At 71.7% G+C, this 20,886-nt stretch carries 19 protein-coding genes; 10 read left to right on the forward strand and 9 right to left on the reverse strand.

Annotated features, from left to right (window positions below; genetic code table 11):
• Window positions 1–20: 20 nt before the first annotated feature.
• The 3 genes from pheA to AMK26_RS21905 all read left to right on the forward strand — a co-directional run bounded on the left by pheA (window position 21) and on the right by AMK26_RS21905 (window position 3,578).
• The gene (pheA, locus tag AMK26_RS21895) at window positions 21–956 is read left to right on the forward strand and encodes a prephenate dehydratase (protein WP_073756427.1); all 936 of its coding nucleotides are present in this window, start codon (window positions 21–23) and stop codon (window positions 954–956) included.
• Window positions 957–1,497: 541 nt separating this feature from the next.
• Window positions 1,498–2,775: a serine--tRNA ligase gene (serS, locus tag AMK26_RS21900; RefSeq protein ID WP_073756428.1), complete on the forward strand. Its 1,278-nt coding sequence runs from the start codon at window positions 1,498–1,500 to the stop codon at window positions 2,773–2,775.
• Window positions 2,772–3,578, forward strand: a complete 807-nt coding sequence (locus tag AMK26_RS21905; protein ID WP_073756429.1) for an HAD family hydrolase — start codon at window positions 2,772–2,774, stop codon at window positions 3,576–3,578. Before serS ends, AMK26_RS21905 begins: the two co-directional genes overlap by 4 nt.
• A 311-nt stretch (window positions 3,579–3,889) precedes the next feature.
• Here the strand turns inward: AMK26_RS21905 and lpdA are convergent, their stop codons facing one another.
• Window positions 3,890–5,293: a dihydrolipoyl dehydrogenase gene (gene lpdA, locus AMK26_RS21910; protein ID WP_073756430.1), complete on the reverse strand. Its 1,404-nt coding sequence runs from the start codon at window positions 5,291–5,293 to the stop codon at window positions 3,890–3,892.
• 110 nt (window positions 5,294–5,403) lie between these two features.
• Between lpdA and AMK26_RS21915 the strand changes: the two genes are divergently transcribed.
• On the forward strand, window positions 5,404–6,081 hold the full coding sequence (locus AMK26_RS21915) for a FadR/GntR family transcriptional regulator (RefSeq protein WP_073756431.1): 678 nt from the start codon (window positions 5,404–5,406) through the stop codon (window positions 6,079–6,081).
• 68 nt (window positions 6,082–6,149) lie between these two features.
• The gene (locus AMK26_RS21920; protein ID WP_241838058.1) at window positions 6,150–7,394 is read left to right on the forward strand and encodes a CynX/NimT family MFS transporter; all 1,245 of its coding nucleotides are present in this window, start codon (window positions 6,150–6,152) and stop codon (window positions 7,392–7,394) included.
• On the opposite strand, the gene AMK26_RS21925 is transcribed toward AMK26_RS21920, so the two are convergent.
• The 5 genes from AMK26_RS21925 to AMK26_RS21945 form a co-directional block, all read right to left on the reverse strand.
• Window positions 7,391–7,642 carry an SGM_3592 family protein gene (locus AMK26_RS21925; protein WP_073756433.1) on the reverse strand — a complete coding sequence of 84 codons (252 nt, stop codon included), beginning with the start codon at window positions 7,640–7,642 and terminating at the stop codon, window positions 7,391–7,393. The two genes, AMK26_RS21920 and AMK26_RS21925, sit on opposite strands and share 4 nt — an antisense overlap.
• A 160-nt stretch (window positions 7,643–7,802) precedes the next feature.
• Window positions 7,803–8,522, reverse strand: a complete 720-nt coding sequence (locus tag AMK26_RS21930) for an ABC transporter permease (RefSeq protein WP_073756434.1) — start codon at window positions 8,520–8,522, stop codon at window positions 7,803–7,805.
• Window positions 8,523–8,549: 27 nt separating this feature from the next.
• Window positions 8,550–9,461: an ABC transporter ATP-binding protein gene (locus AMK26_RS21935; protein ID WP_073756435.1), complete on the reverse strand. Its 912-nt coding sequence runs from the start codon at window positions 9,459–9,461 to the stop codon at window positions 8,550–8,552.
• Entirely contained in the window at window positions 9,458–10,336 is an 879-nt protein-coding gene (locus tag AMK26_RS21940; protein ID WP_073756436.1) for a hypothetical protein, read from the reverse strand. The genes AMK26_RS21935 and AMK26_RS21940 overlap by 4 nt, the downstream gene beginning before the upstream one ends.
• Window positions 10,333–11,316, reverse strand: coding sequence for an ABC transporter ATP-binding protein (locus tag AMK26_RS21945; RefSeq protein ID WP_073756437.1), 984 nt, complete (start codon window positions 11,314–11,316; stop codon window positions 10,333–10,335). Before AMK26_RS21945 ends, AMK26_RS21940 begins: the two co-directional genes overlap by 4 nt.
• A 235-nt stretch (window positions 11,317–11,551) precedes the next feature.
• Between AMK26_RS21945 and AMK26_RS21950 the strand changes: the two genes are divergently transcribed.
• The 4 genes from AMK26_RS21950 (at window position 11,552) to AMK26_RS21970 (ending at window position 15,934) form a co-directional block, all read left to right on the forward strand.
• The gene (locus AMK26_RS21950) at window positions 11,552–12,397 is read left to right on the forward strand and encodes a M24 family metallopeptidase (protein WP_073756438.1); all 846 of its coding nucleotides are present in this window, start codon (window positions 11,552–11,554) and stop codon (window positions 12,395–12,397) included.
• On the forward strand, window positions 12,397–14,169 hold the full coding sequence (locus tag AMK26_RS21955) for an SDR family oxidoreductase (RefSeq protein ID WP_073756439.1): 1,773 nt from the start codon (window positions 12,397–12,399) through the stop codon (window positions 14,167–14,169). The genes AMK26_RS21950 and AMK26_RS21955 overlap by 1 nt, the downstream gene beginning before the upstream one ends.
• Window positions 14,170–14,312: 143 nt before the next feature.
• Window positions 14,313–15,266, forward strand: a complete 954-nt coding sequence (locus AMK26_RS21965; protein ID WP_079277745.1) for a MerR family transcriptional regulator — start codon at window positions 14,313–14,315, stop codon at window positions 15,264–15,266.
• Window positions 15,267–15,391: 125 nt separating this feature from the next.
• The gene (locus AMK26_RS21970; RefSeq protein WP_073756440.1) at window positions 15,392–15,934 is read left to right on the forward strand and encodes an RNA 2'-phosphotransferase; all 543 of its coding nucleotides are present in this window, start codon (window positions 15,392–15,394) and stop codon (window positions 15,932–15,934) included.
• 18 nt (window positions 15,935–15,952) lie between these two features.
• On the opposite strand, the gene AMK26_RS21975 is transcribed toward AMK26_RS21970, so the two are convergent.
• Window positions 15,953–16,846 (reverse strand): LLM class flavin-dependent oxidoreductase, encoded by an 894-nt coding sequence (locus tag AMK26_RS21975; protein WP_073756441.1) that lies wholly within the window; start codon window positions 16,844–16,846, stop codon window positions 15,953–15,955.
• 86 nt (window positions 16,847–16,932) lie between these two features.
• Here AMK26_RS21975 and AMK26_RS21980 point away from each other — a divergent pair, with 86 nt between their 5' ends.
• Complete coding sequence (locus AMK26_RS21980) at window positions 16,933–17,799, forward strand: Cof-type HAD-IIB family hydrolase (protein WP_107421022.1); 867 nt, start codon at window positions 16,933–16,935, stop codon at window positions 17,797–17,799.
• Here the strand turns inward: AMK26_RS21980 and AMK26_RS35770 are convergent.
• Both AMK26_RS35770 and AMK26_RS21990 read right to left on the reverse strand, forming a co-directional pair.
• Window positions 17,793–19,001 carry a M23 family metallopeptidase gene (locus tag AMK26_RS35770; RefSeq protein WP_274536123.1) on the reverse strand — a complete coding sequence of 403 codons (1,209 nt, stop codon included), beginning with the start codon at window positions 18,999–19,001 and terminating at the stop codon, window positions 17,793–17,795. The two genes, AMK26_RS21980 and AMK26_RS35770, sit on opposite strands and share 7 nt — an antisense overlap.
• Before the next feature lie 116 nt (window positions 19,002–19,117).
• Complete coding sequence (locus tag AMK26_RS21990) at window positions 19,118–20,830, reverse strand: sensor histidine kinase (RefSeq protein WP_073756442.1); 1,713 nt, start codon at window positions 20,828–20,830, stop codon at window positions 19,118–19,120.
• Window positions 20,831–20,886: the final 56 nt, after the last annotated feature.

Genomic DNA, 20,886 nt, shown 5'->3' on the forward strand with positions numbered 1-20,886 from the left:
GGAGCATTAGGGTGACCGGTATGTCGGCCACTCGCTATACGTATCTCGGTCCCGAGGGCACCTTCACCGAAGCCGCCCTGCGTACGCTCCCGGAAGCCGCCACGCGGGAGCTCGTGCCGATGGTGTCCGTGCCCGCGGCGCTGGACGCCGTGCGCAACGGGGAGGCCGCCGCCGCCCTCGTACCGATCGAGAACTCGGTGGAGGGCGGGGTGACCGCGACCCTCGACGAGCTGGCGTCGGGCGAGCCGCTGATGATCTACCGCGAGGTGCTGCTGCCGATCGCGTTCGCGCTGCTGGTGCGGCCGGGCACCAAGCTGTCCGACGTCAAGACGGTCACCGGGCACCCGGTCGCCCAGCCGCAGGTGCGCAACTGGCTGCGGGCGCACCTGCCCGAGGCGGTGTGGGAGTCGGCCGCCTCGAACGCGGACGGTGCGCGGCTGGTGCAGGAGGGGCGGTTCGACGCGGCGTTCGCGGGTGAGTTCGCGGCGGCGACGTACGGGCTTCAGGCGCTGGTCACCCAGATCCACGACGCCGAGAACGCGGAGACCCGGTTCGTCCTGGTGGGCCGGCCGGCCCGGCCGGCCGCGCCGACGGGGACGGACAAGACGTCGGTCGTCATCTGGCAGCGCGAGGACCACCCGGGTGCGCTGCTGGAGCTGCTCCAGGAGTTCGCGGCGCGCGGGGTCAACCTGATGCTGCTGCAGTCCCGGCCGACGGGCGCGGGGATCGGCAACTACTGCTTCGCCATCGACGCCGAGGGCCACATCGCGGACCGGCGGGTCGCCGAGGCGCTGATGGGGCTGAAGCGGATCTGCGCGAACGTGCGGTTCCTGGGGTCGTACCCGAGGGCGGGTGCGACGGCCGAGGACGTGACCCCGCTGCGGCCGGGGACGTCCGACGAGGACTTCACGGCGGCGTCGGACTGGCTGGCGCGGTGCCAGGACGGCCGGGCCTGATCTTCGTACCTCTTGCCCACAGAAGTTATCCACAGGGCTGCTTCTCGACCTGGGGACAAGTCGACAACGCAACCGGGCGAGGTCGACAAATCACCCTAGGTATCCCAGGACACCTCAGGTGGCAGCAGAGTGCGGCAGGTCGACTGTGTCACCTCAATTCCGTCGATCAACTCTTTAGAGCGAGAATTTCCCACCCGAATGAGTGTGTGGGCGGGGTTTGATCAGGGAATCCAGGGTGTCGACGCATCATTCGGAATGATCAATTCCCAGGCTCAGAGAAGTCCACAGAGGATCCGCACAGCCTGTGGATAACTTGCGGGAACCGGCGACATCTGTGGAAAACATCGTTCGCTCGACGTGAGCCGGCGCGGCGCCGGTGCGGGTTTATTGATCGTCCGGGGGAGGCTCCCGCGGGGAATTCCCTCCGTATTCAGCTCGCCGCCCCGGGGGATGAATTCCGGCAATTAGGGCAAAGCGACACGGAATGCCCGCACGGCATATCGGCTGGGGTGACACGAGCCCGCACCGGTAGCCTGGTGGGGTGATTGACCTTCGCCTGCTCCGTGAGGACCCCGACCGTGTTCGCGCCTCCCAGCGCGCCCGTGGAGAGGACGTCGGCCTCGTCGACGCCCTGCTCTCCGCCGATGAGCGGCGCAGGTCGTCCGGCGTCCGCTTCGACGAACTCCGCTCCGAGCAGAAGGCGCTCGGCAAGCTGATCCCCAAGGCGTCCCCGGAGGAGCGCGCGGAGCTGCTGCAGAAGGCCGAGCAGCTGAAGACGGAGGTCAAGGCCGCCGACGCCGCCCAGAACGAGGCGGACGAGGAGACCAAGCGGCTGCTGCTCCAGCTCGGCAACCTCGTCCACGAGGACGTGCCGGTCGGCGGCGAGGAGGACTTCGTCGTCCTGGAGACCCACGGCACCATCCGTGACTTCGGCGCCGAGGGCTTCGAGCCCAAGGACCACCTGGAGCTGGGCGAGGCGCTGGGCGCCATCGACGTCGAGCGCGCCGCGAAGGTGTCCGGCTCCCGCTTCTACTACCTGACGGGTGTCGGCGCGCTGCTGGAGCTCGCCCTCGTCAACGCGGCGATCGCGCAGGCGACGGAGGCCGGGTTCATCCCGATGCTGACGCCCACGCTGGTCCGCCCGCGCGCCATGGAGGGCACCGGCTTCCTCGGCCAGGCCGCCGAGAACGTGTACCACCTGGAGAAGGACGACTACTACCTGGTCGGTACGTCCGAGGTGCCGCTGGCCGCGTACCACATGGACGAGATCCTCGACGCGGACAAGCTGCCGCTGCGGTACGCCGGCTTCTCGCCGTGCTACCGGCGCGAGGCCGGCACGTACGGCAAGGACACCCGGGGCATCTTCCGGGTCCACCAGTTCGACAAGGTCGAGATGTTCTCGTACGTCGCTCCCGAGGACGCCGAGGCCGAGCACAAGCGGCTGCTGGAGTGGGAGAAGCAGTGGCTGACGTCCCTGGAGCTGCCGTTCCAGGTGATCGACGTCGCCACCGGTGACCTGGGCGCCTCCGCCTCGCGCAAGTTCGACTGCGAGGCCTGGATCCCGACGCAGGGCAAGTACCGCGAGCTGACGTCCGCGTCGAACTGCGACAGCTTCCAGGCGCGGCGGCTGTCGGTGCGCATGCGCGACGGCAAGAAGGTGCAGCCGCTGGCGACCCTGAACGGCACGCTGTGCGCCGTACCGCGCTCGATCGTCGCGCTGCTGGAGAACCACCAGCAGGCCGACGGCTCCGTGCGGGTCCCGCCGGTCCTCCGCCCCTACCTCGGTGGCCGGGAAGTCCTGGAGCCCGTCTCCCCGTGACCCCGTTCCCCTACCAGCTGATCGCGACCGACCTCGACGGGACGCTGCTGCGCTCCGACGAGACGGTCTCGCAGCGCACGCGTGACGCGCTCGCCGCCGCGACGGCGGCGGGCGCCGCGCACATCGTCGTCACCGGCCGTGCCGTTCCCTGGACCCGCCACATCCTGGACGACCTCGGGTACGACGGCCTCGCCGTCTGCGGCCAGGGCGCCCAGGTCTACCACGCGGGCGAGCACCGGCTGCTGACGTCCGTCACCCTGGACCGCCAGCTCGCGGGGCTCGCCCTGTCCAAGCTGGAGGCCGAGGTGGGCCCGCTGGCCCTGGCCGCGAGCCGCGACGGCCTGGACGGCGAGGTCCTCGTCGGCCCCGGCTACCGGGTCCAGGAGGGCCCGCTGCCGTACCTCCCCTACGAGGACCCGGCCGACCTGTGGTCCGCCCCGCTCAACAAGGTCTACATCCAGCACCCGGAGCTGGACGACGACGCCCTCGCCCAGGCCGCCCGGCGGACGGTCGGCGGCCTCGTGGACGTGGTGATGGCGGGCGCGGGGGTCGTCGAGATCCTCCCCCTGGGCCTCAGCAAGGCCACGGGCCTGTCGTTGGCGGCCCGCCGGCTGGGCGTGAAGGCGGCGGACACGATCGCGTTCGGGGACATGCCCAACGACATCCCCATGTTCGCCTGGGCGCAGCACGGCGTGGCCATGGCCAACGCCCACGACGACCTCAAGGCCGTCGCCCACGAGATCACGTCCTCGAACGAGTCGGACGGCATCGCGGTCGTGCTGGAACAGCTCCTGCGCGCCTGAGCCCGTCTGCGCCGCGCCCCCACTGTGGGCAGTCGTGCCGCTCCCCCACTCCCCGCCCCGCTGTGGGCAGCCGTGCCGCTGGGGGGTCCCCCTGCTCGAGCGAAGCCGAGAGTTTGGGGGAGGGTGGGCACAGCGGCACACCCGGGCGGGCGCCCGTGACCCGGTTCCCCCCGGGCGGGCGCCCGTGACCCGGTGACCGGCCCGGTGCGGTGCCCTTGACCCGGCGCCCGACCGCGCGGGTGCCCGACGGCCCGGTGCCCAGCGGCCGCGGTGCCCGGTTACGGCACCGCGCCGCCGAACCCGTACCGCCGTCAGAAGTTGATCATGTGGCCCGCCAGCCCGTGCACGGCCTCCTTCACGGCCTCACCCAGCGTCGGGTGCGCGTGCACGTTCCGCGCCACCTCGTGCACCGTGAGGTCCCACTGCTGCGCCAGCGTCAGCTCGGGCAGCAGCTCCGTGACGTCCGGCCCGATCAGGTGCGCGCCGATGATCTCGCCGTACTTCGCGTCGCTGATCAGCTTCACGAACCCGGTCGTGTCACCCAGCCCGTGCGCCTTGCCGTTCGCCATGAACGGGAACTTCGCGACCTTGACGTCGAAGCCCTGCTCCCGCGCCTGCTCCTCCGTCCAGCCGAAGCTGGCGATCTGCGGCTGGCAGTACGTGGCGCGCGGGATCATCACGTACTCCAGCTCCATCGTCTCCGCGCCCGCGATGGTCTCGGCGGCGACGACACCCATCGCCTCGGCCGTGTGCGCGAGCATCAGCTTCGCCGTCACGTCACCGATCGCGTAGATGTGCGGCACCGAGGTGCGCGAGCGCCCGTCGACGTCGATCGCGCCGCGCTCGGTGAGCTTCACGCCCGTGTTCTCCAGGCCGTACCCCTCGACGTTCGGCGCGAAGCCGATCGCCTGGAGCACCTTGTCGGCCTCCAGGACCTGCTGCTTGCCGTCCTTACCGGTCACGGTCACCCGCACCTGCGGCCCGGACTCGTCGATCGCCTCGACCCGCGTCGACGTCAGGACGTCGATGCCGAGCTTGCGGTACTGCTTCGCCAGCTCCGCCGAGACGTCCTTGTCCTCCAGCGGCGCCACCCGGTCGAGGAACTCGACGATGGTGACCTTCACGCCGTAGTTGTGCAGCACGTACGCGAACTCGATGCCGATCGCGCCCGCGCCCGCGATCACGATCGAGCGCGGGAGGTCGTCGGCGAGGATCTGCTCCTCGTACGTGACGACGCGCTCGCTGCGCCGCGTGCCGGGCAGCAGCCGCGGCGTGGCGCCGGTCGCGATGATGCAGTTGTCGAACGAGATCGTGGTCTCCGTGCCGTCGCTCAGCGCGACCCGCATGGTGTTCGCGTCCAGGAAGGTGCCCCGGCCGGTGAACTCGGTGATCTTGTTCTTCTTCATCAGGAAGTGAACGCCCTTGACCCGGCCGTCCGCGACCGTCCGGCTGCGCCGGAACGCCTCGCCGTAGTCGAAGGAGACCTGGCCGTCGACCTTGATGCCGTACGTCTTCGCCTCGTGCGTGAAGAGGTGCGCCAGCTCGGCGTTGCGCAGCAGGGCCTTGGTGGGGATGCAGCCGACGTTCAGGCAGACACCGCCCCAGTACTTCTCCTCGACCACCGCGACCCGCTTGCCCAGCTGGGCGGCGCGGATGGCGGCGACGTATCCGCCGGGGCCTGCTCCGAGTACGACGACGTCGAAGCGGTCTGACATGGCTTGCTCCCCAGGGTGTGAGTGAGTGCGGATGTGCCCACAGTAATCCTGGAGGCAAGTTGTAGGATGACTGGGCAACCGGGCGAATGGGCGAAATGGAGCAGTGCCACATGGTGTTGAAGGCCGCGGGACGGACCTCCCTCGTCGACGCGGTCGTCGAGCAGCTCCGCGCCCAGCTCACCGACGGGGAATGGGCCGTCGGCGACCGCATCCCCACCGAGCACGAGCTCGCCGAGCAGCTCGGCGTCGGCCGCAACACCGTCCGTGAGGCGGTCCGCGTCCTGGTCCACGCCGGTCTGCTGGAGTCCCGGCAGGGCAACGGCACGTTCGTACGCTCCACCGCCGACCCCGCCGCCGTGCTGCGCACCGTGCGGGCCGCCGGCGCCCTGGACGTACTGGAGCTGCGGATCGCCCTGGAGACGGAGGCGGCGCGGCTCGCGGCCGTCCGGCGCGACACGCACGACCTGCTGCGGCTGCGCGCCGCGCTGGCGACGCTGCGCGAGGAGGGCGACCGGGACGCGGACGCCGACCTGGCGTTCCACCGGGCGGTGGTCGAGGCCACGCACAACGCCGCGTTCACCGAGGTGTACCGGTTCTTCTCCGTGCAGGTCCACGAGAGCCTCGTCGAGTCGCTCGGGGACCACGAGATGCCCGCGATCGACCTGGACGCGCACGAGGCGCTGGTCGTGGCGATCGAGGGGGGCGACCCGGACGCGGCGGGGGCGGCGGTGCGCGAGCTGCTGCGCGTGCCCATGGAGACGGTCAGGTCGATCGTCGGCGCCCGCTGAAGCCCCCTTTTGTACGTACGTTGTTGAGAAAGGTGCATGTTTTGTCACGCCCGGATTCGGATCGGCTCCTGCTCCTGGACGCGGAGGCCGATCGCCGGACCTCGCCCCAAGGCGCTGCCGCGCGACGGGCGTTGCCCGCTCATCCGGTGCTGCTGCTCGTCGGGATCGTGCTGGCCTCGCTGAACATGCGGGCGGCGCTGGCGAGCGTGTCGCCGCTGATCGGCGAGATCAGCGCGAGCTTCGGTCTGTCGTCGACGGCGAGCTCGCTGGTCACCTCCGTACCGGTGCTGTTCCTCGGCGTGGGCGCGCTGGTCACACCCTGGCTCGCGCGGCGGCTGGGCCCCGAACAGGTGCTGGTGGGTGCTCTGTTGCTGCTGGCCGCCGGCATCCTCGTACGCGTCCTGCCCTCCGTGTACGCGCTGTACGGGGGCGGTGTCCTCGTCGGGACGGCGATCGCGCTGCTCAACGTCCTGATGCCCGGGCTGATCAAGCGGGACTTCCCGGACCGGGCCGCGTCCATGACGTCCGTCTACACGGGCGCGATGATCGCGGGCGCGACGGTGGTGGCGGCCGCGTCCGTGCCGTTGGAGAGGGCGTTCGGGGGCAGTTGGGAGGCGTCGCTGGCGTTCTGGTCGCTGCTCGCGGCGGTGGCGGCGGTGGCGTGGCTGCCGCAGGTGCTGATCGCCCGGCAGCGGCGGACGGGGCACGAGGTGCGGGTGGTCCCGGGGGCTGCCCGTACCGGCCGGAGCGTCTGGCGGTCGGCGCTGGCCTGGCAGGTCACCCTCTTCATGGGCCTGCAGTCGCTGTGGTCGTACGTCCTGATCGCCTGGCTGCCGACGATCTTCACCGACCAGGGCATGAGCCGCTCGACGGCGGGCGTCGTCTTCGCCTTCAACAACCTCGTCCAGGTGGCCGGCGCGTTCCTGGTGCCGCTGCTGGCCGGCCGGATGCGCGGTCAGCGCCCGCTCGTCGCGCTGGTCACCTCGCTGGTCGCGGCGGGGTACGCGGGCCTGATGGTCGCCCCGGTGTCCGGCGCCTGGCTGTGGGCGGCGGTGCTCGGCGTCGGCCAGGGCGGTGCCGTGGGGCTGGCGCTGACGCTGATCGTGCTGCGCAGCGGGGACGCGGTGACCGCCTCGCGGCTGTCGGGGATGGCGCAGACGGTCGGATACCTGCTGGCGGCCGCCGGTCCGCTCGCGGCGGGCGCGGTCCACGAGGCGACGGGCGGCTGGACCGTACCGATCGCCCTGGTGCTGTGCGTGTGCGCGGCGGCCCTCGCGGTGGGCCTGCTGGCGGCGCGCGACCGCAAGGTCTAGTCCCGGTCCTTCCTACGGCGCCATCCGCGCCGGTGCTCGCGGCGCGCGCGGCTGAAGAACCAGCCCGCCGGCGGCTCGTCGGAGCGCCACGGCTGCGGCTCGGGGGGCCGGCCGCGCCAGCGGGCGGCGAGCATCCGGGCCCGGGCGGACGGCTCGGTGGTCTCGGCGGAGCGTATGAAGTCGTTGTCCAGTTCGACGGCGTCCCACGGGTCGTCCCGGGAGCCGTCGGCGTCGCGGTCAGCGGCCATGGTTGCCTCCTCCGTACGCCAAGTGTGCCCACCGGATTGTCAGAACGGTGTGAGGAAGGCCGAAGGGCCCTCCACGCGCGCGTGGAGGGCCCCTACGTACGTACGACTACGTCTACTCGTACGTCTACTCGTACGTCTACTCGTACGTCTACTCGTACGTCTACTCGTCGCCCGCGAGCGTCAGCGTCCGCAGCTTCTGCCCGGCGTACCAGGTCGCCGCCACCGTCACACCGGCCAGCAGGGCCACCGCGACCGGCAGGCCCACGTCCGAGGCGACCAGCCCGTCCCCCGTCACCTTCTCGGCGACGGCCAGCGCCCACTGCTGGACGCTGAGGGTCTTGGCACCCTCGATGAGGCTGCCGAACAGGGCCTCCCACACCAGCGCGTACACAAGGCCGATGACGACCGCGTGGCGGCTGACCGTGCCGAGCAGCAGGAACAGCGCGCTGTACGCGATGGAGGCGACGAGCGCCGCGACGGTGTGGGCGACCGCCACCTGCTGGCCGTTGCCGTTGAGGATCATGCCGGCGAGGAAGGTGGGGACCGCCGAGAAGACCATGGTCACGGCGATGGCGACGATGAGTTTGGTGAAGATGATCGTCGGCCGTTTCACCGGCTTGGCGAGCAGATAGACGATCGAGCCGTCGTCGATCTCGGGCCCGATCGCGCCCGTTCCGGCGATGACACCGATCAGCGGCACCATCGTGGCGAGCGCGAACCCGCCGAGGACGTCGGCGGCGATCTGGTCGTCGGCGCCGTTGAAGCCCCGTACGGCGGCCGCGATGAGCAGCAGCAGGCCGGGCAGGACGAAGAGGATCGCGGCCCGGCGGCGGCCGAGCAGGGCCCGGTAGGTGAGCCGGGCGACTGTGGGGTTGTACATGGTGGAGGGATCCCTTCAGGCCGACGCTCAGGCCGCGACGAGGTAGGAGAAGACGGACTCCAGGGACTCGTCCGAGGGCGAGACCGTCAGCAGCCGGATGGAGTGCGCGCGGGCGACCCGGGGCAGCAGCTCGGTGAAGCGTCCGAAGTCCACGGCCTGGATGCGCAGGGCGCCCTCGGTCATGTCCACCTCGATGCCGGCCGTCGACGGGTCGGCGATCAGCGCGGCCGCCAGGGCGCGGTCGTCGCTGGACCGTACGAGATAGCGGTGCGGCCGGTCGGTCATCAGGCGCCGGATGCGGCGGAAGTCACCGCTGGCCGCGTGCCGTCCGGCGACGATCACCTCGATGTGGGAGGCGAGCTGCTCGACCTCCTCCAGGATGTGCGACGAGAACAGGACCGTACGGCCCTCCGCGCCCATCCGCCGCAGCAGGTCCATCAACTGCATGCGCTGACGCGGGTCCATGCCGTTGAACGGCTCGTCCAGCAGCAGCACGGACGGTTCGTGGACGAGGGCCGAGGCCATCTTCACGCGCTGCCGCATGCCCTTGCTGTACGTGGCGATCTTGCGGTCCTGCGCGTACTCCATCTCCACCGTGGCCAGGGCTTTTTGCGCCTCCGCCGCGCCCAGCCCGTGCAGCTCGGCGTTGGCGACGACGAATTCGCGGCCGGTGAGGAAGTCGTACATGGCCTCGCGCTCGGGCACGACACCGATCTGCCGGTAGACGGACTCACTGCGCCAGATCTGCTGCCCGTCGAGGGTCACGGACCCGGCGGAGGGGGCGAGGAAGCCGCCCATCATGTTGATCAGGGTGGATTTTCCGGCGCCGTTGGGGCCGAGGAGTCCGGTCACTCCGGGGCCGATGGTCATGGTGACGTCGTTGACGGCCACGACGTTGCCGAACCACCGTGAGACGTGGTCGATGTTGATGGTGGTCACAGCCCGACCTTTCGGTAGCGGCGCATCAGGACGGCGTAGGAGCCCGCGATCAGCGCGAGGACGACCAGCAGGTAGACCACGCCCACCCCGGCGTCCGGTCCGGCCCCTGCGGGGAAGGACGACGTGGCGCCCAGGAAGGCGGTCTGTACCCCGTCGATGAGGGTGATCGGTGAGAACAGGCCCAGCCACTCCACCGCGCCCGGCGAGCCGGTGCTCCAGGCGATCGCCTGGAGGGTGGAGACGGCGCCGAACGAGATGGTGAGGGCGGCGATGACGGCCGCGACACCGAAGCCGCGGCGCGGCGTCAGCGCGGCCATGACCAGGCCGATTCCGCCGAACAGGAGCGAGAGCAGAGCCACGGAGACCAGTCCCTGTGCGAAGCCCTGGGTCTGGTCGGCGAAGTCCATCTTCGCCAGCAGCGACCCGATGTAGAGGATGAGCAGCGGCGAGGCGGTGAGGATGAACAGGGCCGACGCCATCGCGCCGTACTTGGCGAGGACGTAGTCGACGCGCTCGATGGGGCGGGAGAAGTACAGCGGCACGGTCTTGAAGCGCAGGTCGCGCGAGACCGACTGGGGGGCCTGCGCGGCCAGGTACAGCCCGATCACGGTCTGCGTGAAGATCGCGTACCGCGTGTAGTCCAGCGGCAGGTCCTGCGTCTTGCCGGCCACCGCGATGGCGACGATGACCAGCGCGGGGATGCACATCACCGCGAAGAGCACCATCGGCAGCACTTTGGACTTGGCGCTGCGGCCCAGTCCGTACGCCCCGCGCAGCGACTGCGAGAACAGCGAGCGGCGCGCGTACGCGCGGCCGAGGCGCGGTCCGTCGTAGTCGCGGTAGCCGATGTTGTGGATCCGGGTCTCGGTGCTCATCGGGCCTGCACCTCCTGGGCTTCCTGCGACTGGGCGGTGGCCGCTTCCGGCTCCGGGCGGAAGACCTCGGCGATGTGGTGGCGGCGCTGTTCCATCCGTACGAGGCCGAGTCCGAGGTCGGCGACGGTGTCGCGCACGGTGTCGTACGTCTCCTCGCCGGTGGCTTCGAGCAGCAGGATGTGGCCGGCGCCCGGCAGGCCGTCCTCCACGCGCGCGTGGAGGGTGATTCCGGCCGCGGTGAGGGCCTTGCGGAGGGCGGCCGTGCCGTCGGGGTGCGTGTCGGTGTCGGTGACCTCGACGGCGAGGGTGGTGGTGAGCTGGGTGAAGTCGCTGGTGGAGCTGGAGCGCAGCAGCGTCCCGCCGTCGATGACGACGACGTGGTCACAGGTGCGTTCGAGTTCGCCGAGGAGGTGGGAGGTGACGAGGACCGAGATGCCGAAGTCCGTGTACACGCGGCGGATGAGGCCCAGCATCTCGTCGCGGCCGACCGGGTCGAGGCCGTTGGTCGGCTCGTCGAGGAGGACCAGCTGCGGGTCGTGGACCAGGGCCTGGGCGAGTTTTACGCGCTGCTTCATGCCGGTCGAGTAGCCGCCGATGGGGCGGTAGCGCTCCTCGTACAGGCCGACGTGGCGCAGCGTGTCGGCGGTGCGCTCGCGGGCGGCGGCGGCCGGCAGGCCGGACATGCGCGCCATGTGGACGACGAACTCGGTGGCCGAGACGTCGGGCGGCAGGCAGTCGTGCTCGGGCATGTAGCCGACCCGCTCGCGGATGGCGGCGCCGCTGGTGGCGACGTCGAGGCCGAGGACTTCCGCCCGGCCTTCGGTGGCGGGGGACAGACCCAGCAGGATCTTGATCATGGTGGACTTGCCGGCTCCGTTGGCACCCACCAGTCCGGTCACACCGGGCCCGATGTCCAGGGAGAGCCGGTCGAGAGCGGTCACCCTGGGGAACCGCTTGCTGAGGCTTTCGGTCGCGATCACAGTCACGCCTTCGACGGTAGTGGCGCACACCACAGCGGGCGTCAGCCCTGGCGGCTGGTTCCGCGTCCGACTCCAGGCGTACGGGCCCGTAGGGGGACGCACCCACGGTGGAGGTGCGGGCCGGGTTTTCCACAGGGCGTGCACGGCTCTTGACGCAGCCGCCGAGCATTGTCACATTCATCAGTGTCAAGTTACGGACGCGTAGCGCGCCTACCGCACGGGACGGACTGGTGGCATGGGCTCTGTTGGGACAGCTGAACGCACCACGGAAGAGCTGCGCGGGTTCAGGGAGGTGCAGCGCCTGGCGTACGAATGCGCCGAGGCGGTCGCCGCGCAGCTCAAGCCGGGCGTGACGGAGCGCGAGGCGGCGCGGATGCAGCGCGAGTGGCTGCGCGGGCGTGGCGTACGGGACTGGTTCCACCTGCCGTTCGCCTGGTTCGGCGACCGCACGGCGTTCGTGAACTTCCGGATACCGCTGCAGTTCTTCCCCACGAACAAGCGGCTGGAGGCGGGGATGCCGTTCATCCTCGACATGGCCCCGGTGTACAAGGGCTTCACCGCCGACATCGGGTACTCGGGCTGCCTCGGCCTCAACCCCGTCCACGACAGGCTGCTCGCCGACCTGCGCGAGCACCGCGAGCTGATCCTGCGCGAGGTGCGCGAGCGCCGCCCGCTGCGGGAGATCTACGAGGACGTGGACCGGCTGATGGTGCGGCAGGGGTACGCCAACCGGCACCGCGCGTATCCCTTCGGCGTCATCGCCCACAAGGTCGACCGGGTCAAGGAGCGCCGCTGGTCGCCGACGCTCTTCGGGTTCGGTACGCAGTCGCTGAAGGGGCTGGCGAGCGACGCCCTCCATGGCCATCGTGACGGCTGGTCGCCGCTGTGGTCCCCGTACACCTTCTCCGACCACCCCCCGCGGCCCGGGCTGTGGGCGGTCGAGCCGCACCTCGGCTTCCGGGGTACGGGCGCGAAGTTCGAGGAGCTCCTGGTGGTCACCGACTCCAGGGATCCCGAGCAGAGCGCGTTCTGGCTGGACGACGATCTGCCGCACGTGCGGCGCTGGGCGGAGGGACTGTGATGGCGGGTCTGCTGGAGGGCGCCCGGGAGCGCCGCGTCCGTACGGGTGGGATCGAGCTGTGCGTCGCCGAGCTGGGGGACGCGTCGCGTCCGACCGTCGTGCTCGTGCACGGATACCCGGACTCCAAGGAGGTGTGGTCCGAGGTCGCGACCCGGCTGGCCGAGCACTTCCATGTGGTGCTGTACGACGTGCGTGGCCACGGCCGTTCGACGGCACCCAAGCCACTGCGCGGCGGGTTCACGCTGGAGAAGCTGACGGACGACTTCCTGGCCGTCATCGACGCGGTCAGCCCCGACAGGCCGGTGCACCTGGTCGGGCACGACTGGGGGTCGGTGCAGTCATGGGAGTTCGTCACGGTCCGGCGCACCGAGGGGCGGATCGCCTCCTTCACCTCGATGTCCGGTCCGTCCCTGGACCACTTCGGGCACTGGATCAAGCAGCGCATGACCCGCCCCACCCCGCGCAGGGTCGGCCAGTTGCTCGGCCAGGGCGCCAAGTCCTGGTACGTGTACCTGCTGCACACGCCCGTACTGCCCGAGCTGGCCTGGCGCGGGCCGCTCGGCAAGCGGTGGCCGCAGCTGATGCGGCGCGTCGAGAAGGTCCCCGACGACGGCTACCCGACCCCGTCGCTGCCGGCCGACGCGGCGCACGGCGCCTGGCTCTACCGGGACAACGTCCGGGCGCGGCTGCTGCGCCCGCGCACCGACGCGTACGCCTACGCGCCCGTGCAGCTGATCACCCCGACCGGTGACATCTTCCTGTCGGAGCGGCTCTACGACGAGCTGGCGACGTGGGCCCCGCAGTTGGTGCGCCGTACGCTGCCGGCCAAGCACTGGGTGCCGCGCACCCGGCCGGACCAGCTGGCCGCGTGGATCACCGAGTTCGTGACGGCGCACGAGGACCAGGGCGGCGGTATGCCGGCGCCGGTGGCGGCGGGGCGGCGGTACGCGGACCGGTTCGGTGGGCAGCTGGTGCTGGTCACGGGCGCGGCGAGCGGCATCGGGCGGGCCACGGCGTTCGCGTTCGCCGAGGCGGGCGCGCGCGTGGTGGCGGTGGACCGGGACGCGGAGGGCGCGGCCCGGACGGCCGAGATGGCCCGGCTGATCGGCGCGCCGGACGCCTGGGGCGAGGTGGTGGACGTCAGCGACGAGCAGGCCATGGAGAAGCTCGCCGAGAAGGTCGCCACCGAGTACGGCACGGTGGACGTGCTGGTGAACAACGCGGGGATAGGCCTGTCGGGCCCCTTCCTCGACACGACGAGCGACGACTGGAAGAAGGTCCTCGACGTCAATCTGTGGGGCGTCATCCACGGCTGCCGGATCTTCGGCCGGCAGATGGCCGAGCGGGGACAGGGCGGCCACATCGTGAACACGGCGTCCGCCGCCGCCTTCCAGCCGTCCCGGATGCTGCCCGCGTACAGCACCTCCAAGGCGGCGGTGCTGATGCTCAGCGAGTGCCTGCGCGCCGAGCTGGCCGGCCGGGGCATCGGGGTCACGGCGATCTGCCCGGGGATCGTGAACACCAACATCACCGCCACCGCGCGCTTCGCCGGAGTGGCTGACGACGAGGAGAAGCGGCGGCAGAAGAAGACAGCCCGGCTGTACGGGCTGCGCAACTACCCGCCGGAGAAGGTGGCCGACGCGATCCTGCGGGCCGTCGTGCGGAACGAGGCGGTGGTGCCGGTGACACCGGAGGCACATGGCGCCCGGCTGCTGTCCCGGCTGGCGCCGGGCGCGCTGCGGGCGATCGCCCGGCTGGAGGCACGGCTGTGACGGGGCGGACCACGGCCGCGTCCCGGTTCCGGTCCGGGTCCGGGTCCGGGTCCGGGTTCGGGTTCGGGTCCGGGTCCGGGTTCGGGTCCCGGTGGCGGCCGTACCATCCCTCGCAGGGCGGTTCGGGGTAGCAGGGAGCGGGTGTGGACGAGCAGGCGGCACGGATACCGGTGGCCGAATACCGTATCGAGGACCTGGCGCACCACAGCGGCGCCACGGTCCGGACCATCCGCGCCTACCAGGACCGGGGGCTGCTGCCCAGGCCCGAGCGGCGCGGCAGGTCCAATGTGTACGGCGACGCCCATCTGGCCCGGCTGCGGCAGATCGCCGACCTGCTCGACCGCGGCTACACCCTGGCGTCCATCAAGGAACTGCTGGAGGCCTGGGACGCGGGCCGGGGCCTGGGCGGCGTCCTGGGGCTGGTCGCCGAGGTGCACGGCCCGTGGACGGACGAGGAGGCGGACCGGATCACGCGCGCGGAGCTGGTCGCCACCTTCGGCGGAACGCCGGACGAGAAGGCGGTGGAGGAGGCCATAGAACTCGGCGTACTGGAGCGCATTCCGGGGCGCGACGACGAGTTCCTGGTGCCGAGCCCCCAGGAACTCGCGGTGGCGGCCGAGTTGTACGCCGCCGGGGTGCCGCTGTCGGCGATCTCCGGCCACCTCAGGGAACTTCGCGGCCAGGTGGAGCACATCGCCAACCGCTTCCTGGAGTTCACCATGGAGCACGTCTTCGCGCGCTACCTCGGCCACCGGCCGCCCACGGACGCGGACGCGGCGGAGGCGGCGAGCATGGTGCGGCGGCTGCGGCCGCTCGCCCAGCAGACGGTGGACGCCGAACTGGCCCGCGCCATGCGTACGTTCGCCACCCGCCACCTCCAGCAGCACCTGTCGCCCGACGGGCCATCGGTGAAGGGCGATGAGACCACACAGGTGGCCCTGCCCGCCTCGACGATTCGTGCCGTACACAGTCTTGTTGGACCTCAGAACGCGTCGGCGTTCATCACGGCGGCGACTGAACGAGAGGTACAGGCAAGGACATTGGACGCATTGGCCTCAACTTGTGGTGAAACAGCTGGAGTCGACCAAGACATATGAAAGGACACGGCTGTTGTCCACAGAAACGCCAATTCGCCTGTGGATAACGCGGGTTACTTGTGGATCAAACCTACGAGCCTGAATTTCCGTGGCGACGGGAGCGTGATGCCTGACACGCTCGACGCATGGATGAAAGACGCACCGTAAAGGTGTCGAAGTACCTCGCGAAACACCTGCGCCACCAGCCCGAGCGGATCGGACTGGTCCTCGACCCGAACGGCTGGGTCGCGATCGAGGACCTGTTGCGGGCGGCCGCCGAGCACGGCGTACGGATCAGCCGCGCCGAGCTGGAACACGTCGTCGCCGTCAACGACAAGCGGCGCTTCACGATCGACGGCGACCGGATCCGCGCCAACCAGGGCCACACCGTCGACGTCGACCTGGACCTGCCGCCGGCCGTCCCGCCCGCGTACCTGTACCACGGCACCGTCGCCCGCAACCTGCCCGCGATCCGCGCCGAGGGGCTGCGCCCCATGGCCCGCCACCATGTCCATCTGTCGCCCGACCGCGAGACGGCGGCCCGGGTCGGCGCGCGCCGCGGCCGGCCCGTCGTGCTGTCCGTGGACGCCGGTGCCATGCACCGGGACGGCCATGTCTTCCGCGTCAGCGCCAACGGGGTCTGGCTCACCGACGCCGTACCGCCCGCCTACCTCCGGTTTTCCGGCTGACCGCCTGCCCGGCCTGCGTCAGCGCAGCTGGGCGAGGGCCTCCGTCGCGATCCGCTCGTACAGCTCCTCGTCGGCGGCGAACATCGTGTCCGCGATCGGCGCATGGACGACGATCTCCGTGAAGCCCAGCTCGAAGTGACGGCCCGCGAAGTCGACGAAGGCGTCGAAGGACTCCAGCGGCCGGTCCGGGGTGAACCCGCTCAGCAGGATCCTGTCCAGCTCCGCCGCGTCCCGCCCGGCGTCCGCGCACGCCTTGCCGAGCTTGTCCAGCTGCCCCAGCAGGGCCTGCCGCGACTCCTCCGGCGTACCCGTCCCGAACAGCTTCGGGTCGCCGGTCGTCACCCACGCCTGCCCGTGCCGCGCCGCCAGCTTCAGCCCGCGCGGCCCCGTGGCGGCCACCGCGAACGGCAGCCGCGGCCGCTGCACGCACCCGGGGATGTTCTGCGCCTCACCCGCCGAGTAGAACGCCCCCTCGTGCGTCACCGTCTCCTCGGTCAGCAGCCGGTCCAGCAGCGGCACGAACTCCGCGAACCGGTCCGCCCGCTGGCGCGGCGTCCACGCCTCCTGCCCCAGCGCCGTCGCGTCGAACCCGCTGCCTCCCGCGCCTATGCCCAGCGTGACCCGGCCACCGGAGATGTCGTCCAGCGAGATCAACTCCTTGGCGAGCGTGACCGGATGCCGGAAGTTCGGCGAGGTCACCAGCGTGCCCAGCCGGATCCGCTCCGTGGCCCCGGCCGCCGCCGTCAGCGTCGGAATCGCGCCGAACCACGGGCCGTCCCGGAACGGCACCCGCCACGACAGGTGGTCGTAGGTGTACGCCGTGTGGAAGCCGAGCCGCTCGGCCCGCAGCCACGCGTCGCGGCCGCCGTCGTGCCAGCGGCGGGAGGGGAGGATCACGGTGCTCAGACGCATGGAACGAGCCTACGGTGCCCCACTGACAACCCCGGCCTGGCTCAGATGTGCAGCTATCCGCACGCCCGTGCAGCCCGTACGGGACAATGGACGGCGTGACCTCAGCGACCTCTCCCCGGCCCCGGCCCACGGCACACCGACGTCCCCGGCTGATCGCCACGGACCTGGACGGAACGCTCCTGCGCGACGACAAATCGGTCTCCGACCGGACGATCTCGGCACTCGCCGCCGCCGAGGAGGCCGGCATCGAGGTCTTCTTCGTCACCGGCCGCCCCGCCCGCTGGATGGGCGTCGTCAGCGACCACGTCCACGGGCACGGCCTGGCGATCTGTGCCAACGGCGCGGCCGTCGTCGACCTCCACTCCGGCGGCAAGCTGCTGGAGGTCCGGCCGCTGGAGCGGGAGACCGCCCTCCACGTCGTACAGACGCTCCGCCGTGAGGCACCCGGCACCGCCTTCGCGGTCGAGCTCGCCACCGGCTTCCACTACGAGCCCGACTACCCGCCCTTCTGGCTCGACCCGTCCGCCACCATCGCCCCCGCCGAGAAGCTCCTGCACGAGGACGAGCCCGGCACCGGCGCGCCCGTGCTCAAGCTGCTCGCCCACCACGCCGACCTGACGCCCGACGGCTTCCTCGCCCTGGCCCGTACGGCCGCCGGTGACCGGGCGAGCATCACCCGCTCCAGCCCCAGCGCGCTGCTGGAGATCAGCGGCCTGGGCGTCTCCAAGGCCAGCACGCTCGCCCTGTGCTGCGCCGAGCGCGGCATCTCGGCCGACGAGGTGGTGGCGTTCGGGGACATGCCGAACGACATCGAGATGCTGTCCTGGGCCGGCCGCTCCTACGCGATGGGCAACGCGCACCCGGACGTGGTCGCCGCCGCCTCCGGCCGGACGGTGGCGAACAACGAGGACGGTGTCGCGCGCGTCATCGAGGACATCCTCGGCAGTCAGTGAGGTGAGGGGCCCAGCCGGACCCCGTGCTCGCCCAGCCAGCGCACCGGGTCCACGGCCGAGCCCATGTGGGGCGTGAGCCGCACCTCGAAGTGGAGGTGCGGGCCCGTCGAGTTGCCGGTGTTGCCCGACCGCCCGATCACCTGCCCGGCCACGACCGGCTGCCCCGGGGACACGGCGGGCGCGGCCAGGTGCGCGTACTGCGAGTGCCAGCCGCCCGCGTGGCGCACCACCACCTCGATTCCGAACGCCCCGCCGCAGGTGACCGACCGCACCCGGCCAGCCCCGATCGACCGCACCGGAGTGCCGACGGCCACGGCGAAGTCCTGCCCCGTGTGGCGGCGCGCCCAGTGCGCGCCCGCCCGGTGGAACCCGGCGGACAGGGCGTACCCCTCCACCGGCGCGACCCACCCGCGCGCCCCGCCGACGCGACCGACACCACCCGCACGGGCAAGGGCACCTGCACCACCTGCACCACCTGCGACTCCGGCACCACCTGCGACCCCGGCACGCAGACCGCTCACACCGCTCACACCACTCAAACCGCTCACACCAGCACCGCGAGCACCGTTGGTACCGCTAGCGCCACCGGCACCGCCTGCACCACCACCCATCCCCGCCGCACCCCCGCACCGCCCCGCCGCCACCCGTCGGTCCGCCTCCGCCTGCAACCGCCACTGGGCCCGCTCCAGCCGCGCCTCGATGCCCCGCCGGATCGCGGCCAGCCGCTCGCGGCGCACGTCCAGGTCGCGCCACGCCGTACGGGCCTGCCTCTCCGCCCGCGCGAGGCGCCGCTCCGCCGCCCTGGTGCGCTCCATCAGGCGGTTGACGACCCGGTCCGCCTGCCGGGCGAGCCGCGCCGCCCGGATCACCTCGTCGGCATCGTCGGCGTCGTCGGCCAGCAGCAGCCGCGCGGTCAGGCCCAGGGACCCACCGGCCCGGTACTGAGCCCGGGCGACCTCGCCCATCCGGTCGTTCAGCACGGCCAGTTCGCGCCGCTTCACGGCCAGCTCCCGCTGGAGCCGGCCGGCCAGGGCGCGCTGCGTGGCGGCCGCGCGCCGGCCCTGCTCGTACGACTCCGTGGCCCGCGCGGCCTCGTCGAACAGCCGCGCCACCTCCCCGGCCGCGCCGCCCGGCCCGTCGGCGGCGGCGGCCGCGGGATGGGGGAGCAGGGCGACCAGTACGGCCAGCACCACGAGCACCATCCTGGGATGGTGGCCCCGGGCGCGCCCGATGTCCGGCACCCCAGCGGTGTCGTACCGCCGACCGGCCCATCCCTGTTCCTCCGACCGGGTACACCGGCGTGGAAACCTGACCCCGCCTACAGCGGCGCCTCCCACACCACCGTCGTACCGCCGCCGTCCTCGCCGATCCCCGGCCCGCACCGGCTCGATCCGCCGAGCGACTCCGCCCGCCGCGCGAGGTTCCTGAGGCCGCTGCGCCGCCCGCCCTCCGGCAGGCCCACCCCGTCGTCCGCGACCGTCAGCCGCACCCCCGCCCTGCCGTCGGGGAGTGTCGCGGTGGCGTCCACGACGACCTCGATCCGATGGGCCCGCGCGTGCCGGAACGCGTTGGACAGCGCCTCGCGCAGCGCGGCCACCAGGTTCTTGCCGGTGAGTTCGCCGACCGCCGTGTCGACGGGGCCGGCGAAGCGGTGGGAGGGGGTGAACCCCAGCGGTACGGCCGCCATGTTGATCTCGCGCAGGACGCGTGTGCGCAAGCCCGACGGCGCCTCGGCCGGGCCCTGCTGGAGCGCGAAGATGGCGGTACGGATCTCCTGGATGGTCACGTCCAGTTCGTCGACGGCCTTCTCCACCCCCTCCTGGACGGCCGGCGCGAGCGCTCTGCGCTGGGCGCTCTCCAGCATCATCCCGGTGGCGAACAGCCGCTGGATGACCAGGTCGTGCAGGTCACGGGCGATACGGTCCCGGTCCTCGTACACCGCGAGGCGCTCGCGGTCGCGCTGCGCCTCCGCCATCATCAGCGCCAGTGCGGCCTGGGAGGCGAACTGGGTGGCCAGGGTGCGTTCCATCGCGGTGAACTGGCGGGCTCCGGGGGCGCGGGGCGTGGCGAGCGCGCCGAGGACGCGGCCGCCGCTCTGGAGCGGAAGCATCATGCTGGGCCCGTAGTGCCGCGCCAGCCGGGTGATCATGCGCGGGTCGGTCGCCGCGTCCGCCATGAACACCGCCTCGCCGGCCAGGAGCCGCTCGACGACCGGGCTCTCCGGCGGGATGACCACGCCGAGCGCGGTCGCCGGGTCGTCGGCGGAGACGGCGACGATCTCCAGACCGCCGGAGCCGTCGGCGGCCGGCAGCAGCACGATCCCCGCGCACGCGCCGGCGAGCCTGCGGGCCTGTTCGGCGACGACCGAGAGGGCCTCGTCGGCGTCGCCGCCGGACAGCAGGGCCGTGGTGACGGCCACCGAGCCGTCGATCCACCGTTCGCGCTGGCGTGCGGCCTCGTAGAGGCGGGCGTTGCCGATGGCGATCCCCGCCTCGGTCGCCAGCACCCGCACCATGTGCAGGTCGTCGTCGTTGAACTCGGCCCCGCCCCGCTTCTCCGTCAGGTAGAGGTTGCCGAAGATCTCGCCCTGGACGCGGATGGGTACGCCGAGGAAGGTCCGCATCGGGGGGTGGCCGGCCGGGAACCCCGCGGCGCGCGGGTCCGCGGTCAGATCGGTGAGCCGCATGGCCTCGGGGTGGTGGATGAGCGCGCCGAGCAGGCCCGGGTGGCCGTCGGGCCGGCGGCCGATCTCACGCGCGACGGCGTCGGAGACCCCGTACGTCACGAAGTCCGACAGTCCCTTGCCCTCCTCGTCGACGACGCCGATGGCGGCGTAGCGGGCGTCGGCGAGCTCGGCGGCGGTCTCGCAGATCCGGTCGAGGGTGGAGTGCAGTTCGAGCCCGGTACCGACGGACCGCATGGCCTCCAGCAGTTGCGGGACGCGGGCGGTCAGCTCGGTCGACAGCCCCTGGAGGCCACGGGTCGCCCGCGTCACGCCGTCCTGGTGGTCCTTGGGCTCCGGGGCGGTCATGCCCCTGAGCCTAGTTAGTCCTGTTTCGCGGGAAAAGTCGGCTCCGCTGCCGGGGG

Origin of the sequence: Streptomyces sp. CB03234 (assembly GCF_001905885.1) — a bacterium.
In the GTDB taxonomy this organism is placed as follows: domain Bacteria; phylum Actinomycetota; class Actinomycetes; order Streptomycetales; family Streptomycetaceae; genus Streptomyces.

Excerpts from the sequence above, each read along its gene's own strand:
- pheA (WP_073756427.1), top strand. The coding sequence starts at position 21 with ATGTCGGCCACTCGCTATACGTATCTCGGTCCCGAGGGCACCTTCACC.
- lpdA (WP_073756430.1), bottom strand. The coding sequence starts at position 5,293 with ATGTCAGACCGCTTCGACGTCGTCGTACTCGGAGCAGGCCCCGGCGGA.
- AMK26_RS21915 (WP_073756431.1), top strand. The coding sequence starts at position 5,404 with ATGGTGTTGAAGGCCGCGGGACGGACCTCCCTCGTCGACGCGGTCGTC.
- AMK26_RS21925 (WP_073756433.1), bottom strand. The coding sequence starts at position 7,642 with ATGGCCGCTGACCGCGACGCCGACGGCTCCCGGGACGACCCGTGGGAC.
- AMK26_RS21930 (WP_073756434.1), bottom strand. The coding sequence starts at position 8,522 with ATGTACAACCCCACAGTCGCCCGGCTCACCTACCGGGCCCTGCTCGGC.
- AMK26_RS21940 (WP_073756436.1), bottom strand. The coding sequence starts at position 10,336 with ATGAGCACCGAGACCCGGATCCACAACATCGGCTACCGCGACTACGAC.
- AMK26_RS21950 (WP_073756438.1), top strand. The coding sequence starts at position 11,552 with ATGGGCTCTGTTGGGACAGCTGAACGCACCACGGAAGAGCTGCGCGGG.
- AMK26_RS21955 (WP_073756439.1), top strand. The coding sequence starts at position 12,397 with ATGGCGGGTCTGCTGGAGGGCGCCCGGGAGCGCCGCGTCCGTACGGGT.
- AMK26_RS21970 (WP_073756440.1), top strand. The coding sequence starts at position 15,392 with ATGGATGAAAGACGCACCGTAAAGGTGTCGAAGTACCTCGCGAAACAC.
- AMK26_RS21975 (WP_073756441.1), bottom strand. The coding sequence starts at position 16,846 with ATGCGTCTGAGCACCGTGATCCTCCCCTCCCGCCGCTGGCACGACGGC.
- AMK26_RS21980 (WP_107421022.1), top strand. The coding sequence starts at position 16,933 with ATGGACGGCGTGACCTCAGCGACCTCTCCCCGGCCCCGGCCCACGGCA.
- AMK26_RS35770 (WP_274536123.1), bottom strand. The coding sequence starts at position 19,001 with ATGGTGCTCGTGGTGCTGGCCGTACTGGTCGCCCTGCTCCCCCATCCC.
- AMK26_RS21990 (WP_073756442.1), bottom strand. The coding sequence starts at position 20,830 with ATGACCGCCCCGGAGCCCAAGGACCACCAGGACGGCGTGACGCGGGCG.